2 protein-coding genes are annotated in these 3372 nt (G+C 71.2%); both read right to left on the bottom strand.

Annotated features, from left to right (window positions below):
• A partial coding sequence (locus VF202_08310; GenBank protein HEX7040098.1) for a hypothetical protein occupies nt 1–842 on the bottom strand: 842 nt, incomplete at its 3' end.
• Nucleotides 843–1126: 284 nt separating this feature from the next.
• On the bottom strand, nt 1127–3175 hold the full coding sequence (locus tag VF202_08305) for a 3'-5' exonuclease (protein ID HEX7040097.1): 2049 nt from the start codon (nt 3173–3175) through the stop codon (nt 1127–1129).
• Between the last annotated feature and the right edge of the window lie 197 nt (nt 3176–3372).

Here is a 3372-nt window from a genome sequence, read left to right as displayed (position 1 = left end):
TCGAAGCTGCGCGCCCCGTACTGGTAGACGCCGTCGGCGGTGCGGAGGATCGCGCCCTCGTAGCCGAGCTCCACGAACTCGCGCTGGCGCTCGAACACCTCCTCCTCGCGGTCGACGAGCTCGGTGCGCACGACCTCAAGATGCTGGGGCGCCGCGAGCTTCTCCGGCAGCGGCCTCAGGTAGTTCGCGTAGCGCTCCTTGAAGGGCATGTCGAGGGCGTCGCGGTCGACCACGTCGTAGACGTGCAGGAAGAGCTTCTCGCTGCGGCCCTCGCGGTACTTCTTGACCAGCCGCGTCGTCTCCTGGAACGTCTCGCCGTGCGCGTAGACCTCGCCGTCGAAGATCAGGCGCCGCGGCAGGACCCGCTCGAGGGCCGCAGCGATGTGCTCGACGGTCCCGAGCGCGCGCCAGCTCTTGCCGCTGCGGCTCATCACCTCCACGCGCCCGCCGTCCCAGAACGCCAGCGCCCTCACGCCGTCGAGCTTGGGCTGCACGAACGCCGGGTAGTCGATGTGCTTCTCCCGGCGCTTCGCGAAGTCGTGCGCGAGCATCGGGCGGATGAGCTCGCCCATGGCCTCCTCGACCGACTCGAAGTACTTGCGGTCGCGCTTGTGCCGCCACATCGACCGCGCCTCGAGCAGCGCCTGCTCCTCGGCCGTGGTGGCGTTCGCCCGGCCGACGTTCTTCGGCCTGGCGGTCTTGCGGGCGAGCTGCTTCGCGCCGTCCACGAGCCCGTACTCCGTGACGACGTCAGCGCCCTCGGACCAGACCCGCCAGGAGTACAGGGCGCCCGACTTCCCGCGGTGGTAGAGGGTGGGCAGGTCCGTGGCCACGGTCGTCATGGTCGCCCCTCGCGCCGGCCGCGTCCACCGGGCGCCTTACTACCAGGCTGCAGCGTCTCAAGAGCGGTCGCCTGACTACCTGGCTGCGGCGTCTCCCGACCGAGCGCCTACCGGCGCGGGACGCCGCTCCACCTTCTGCGTCCAGCGCTCGAGCGCCCCGGTGGCTTTGAGGAGCGCGTCGAGGAGGCGAGGGTCACCGTGGTCGACCTCGCCGAACGGTCCGCTCCTCATAGGCTGCACCCCCATCTACTACCGGCCACCTGAGTCTTCCTCGAGCCGAAGGCTCACCGCGCTAGGAACTCGCAGGGTCTTCCGACACCGGTGACGATCAACCTCTCCCTGGCCCGCGAACAAGCGACGTAGAGCAGGTTCCGCTCCATCTCCAGGAAGGCGCGCTGCGCGGCCTCGTCGGGCTGCCTGGCGCGCACGGTGTCCAGCGGCACCGTGCCGTCCTCGACGCCCATCACGGCCACGGCCCGGAACTGGAGCCCCTTGCTCCTGTGCATCGTGCCGATCGCCACGCGGTTGCTGGGCGCGGGCTCGTCCGACTCGAGGTTGAAGCTCTCCAGGCCGGCGCCCTTCACGGCGCGGTGCGCCCTGTCCTGCAGCAGGTCCTTCTTCCGCGCGAAGATCGCGACCTCGCCGGGCCGGTAGCCGTTCGCCACGAGCCTCTTCAGCCACTCGGAGACGGCGGAGACCTCCGCGTTCACGCCGGGTAGGACGAGGACCTCCGGCTCGGCGCCGTTCAGGAGCGACACGGAGGGGCTGGTGGGCTCGTCGCACTCCTGCTTGCCCGAGGCGATCCCGTCGGCCAGCCGGCGGATCTGCTCCGTCATGCGGTAGTTCACGCGTAGCGTGATCGAGCGCCCTCGCACCTCGAGGCCCGCCCTCGCGACCGGCGTGTACGGCTTGAAGATCCGCTGGTTCGCGTCCGAGGCCAGGAAGACGTCGTTCGTGCCGGGCTCGGCCAGGGCACGCAGCAGCCTCAGCTCGGCGGGACCGAAGTCCTGCACCTCGTCGGCGATCACGTGGGCGTAGGGCCTCTCGCCGCTCGCGTCGAGGAGGTCGACGAGGTCCCAGCAGACGCCCGACCACGTCGCCAGCCCCTGCCCCTCCAGCGACCCGCGCATCGCCGCGAGCCCCTGCCAGGCGTCCTCGCGTTGCGACCGGTTCAGCGGGGTGCCGCGCGCCGGGCGGTCCACCTGGGCGTACTCCTCCCAGGAGCTCACCCCGTAGGGGTCGACCACCATGCTCCACTCGGCCTCGAGGAACGCCGGCGTGACCCAGGACGCCTCGAGCCGCTCGGCGGCGGCCTTCGCCGCCCTACCGACCGCCGCGTTGTCCGCGACCCTCACGCCAGCGCCCTTCGCTTCGGCCAGCCGGTCGACGGCGAGCTGGTGCAGGTGCACGACGTCGATGCGCGAGCGCGCCGGGTCGCCGGCCATGAGCTTGTCGACCTGCTGCCTGAGGTGGGCGGCCAGGGTCCGCGAGAAGCTCGTGAGCAGCACCCGCCCGCGACCCTCACGCGCCAGGCGGGCGGCGCGGTGCACCGCCACCACGGACTTGCCCGTCCCCGGCCCGCCCGTCACCCGCGCGGGCCCCGCGAAGTCCCTTTCGACCGCCTCGCGCTGAGCGGGGTGCAGGTAGAGCATCCACTGCTCCCATTCGAGCTGGAGCGCGCGCTTCAGGTCGTCGTCGGACTCCACCACGAAGAACCTGCGCTTGGCGTCGGGGTGCGTGAACGGGTTCTTGCCACGCTGCGGCGGCGGGGGCGGCGTCTCGCCGGACGCCACGGCCATCAGGAACTCGCACGACTCGGCGGGCAGCGCGTCGCCGATCTCCTCGAGGAAAGCCTTCACCGTGGCGGAGCGCACCGTGTCGAGCCAAGACCTGGGCGTGCCGTAGGCCAGGAGCTCGGCGTCGGTCAGGTGCCTGAACGGCCGCTCCGCCAGCGGGTCGTACTCCTCGCGCTTCTTGACGCGGATGACGATCTCTTCGCGGCGCTCGCCCACGACCACGATCTGGGCTGCCCCCGTGTCGGGGTGGACGTCGAGCGCCCTGCCCTCGGCCCAGCGGTACGCCGCGTCGTGATGCGCCACGTAGGCCGGCACTATCGTCTGCTCCACCCAGAAGAAGATGATGCGGATGTCGTCGTTGACCCGGGCCGACCAGCACTTGGTGGCGGCGTCCCCCACGCGATGGACGTTGAGCCCCGGGCTGCTGGGGTCCTCGGCCAGCTCGACCAGCGCGGTCATCACCGCGCCCTGCTCGGCTGTGGTCAGGTCCTTCAGGCTCGATCGGAAGGCGTCGTAGAAGGAGACGTTGAACTTCAAGCGGACCCCCCGGCTCCGGAGATGTTCGTCAACTGTAACCCCGTGCCGTGCACCGGTTTCTGACTGGCGGCGGCAGCCCAACGCGATGCGCCCTCCGGCCGAGGGGGCGCCGGCTCTGCCCGGCGTCTCGCCTACGGCGCCGTGGTGAAGCCCCGCGGGCCGGTCTGGGCCTGGTAGCCGTCACCGGCGAAGGCCGG

The sequence above is a fragment of the Trueperaceae bacterium genome, assembly GCA_036381035.1.
GTDB lineage: Bacteria > Deinococcota > Deinococci > Deinococcales > Trueperaceae > DASRWD01.
The sequence above is the reverse complement of the archived record's forward strand: the minus strand, read 5'-3'. Positions and strand labels throughout refer to the sequence as shown.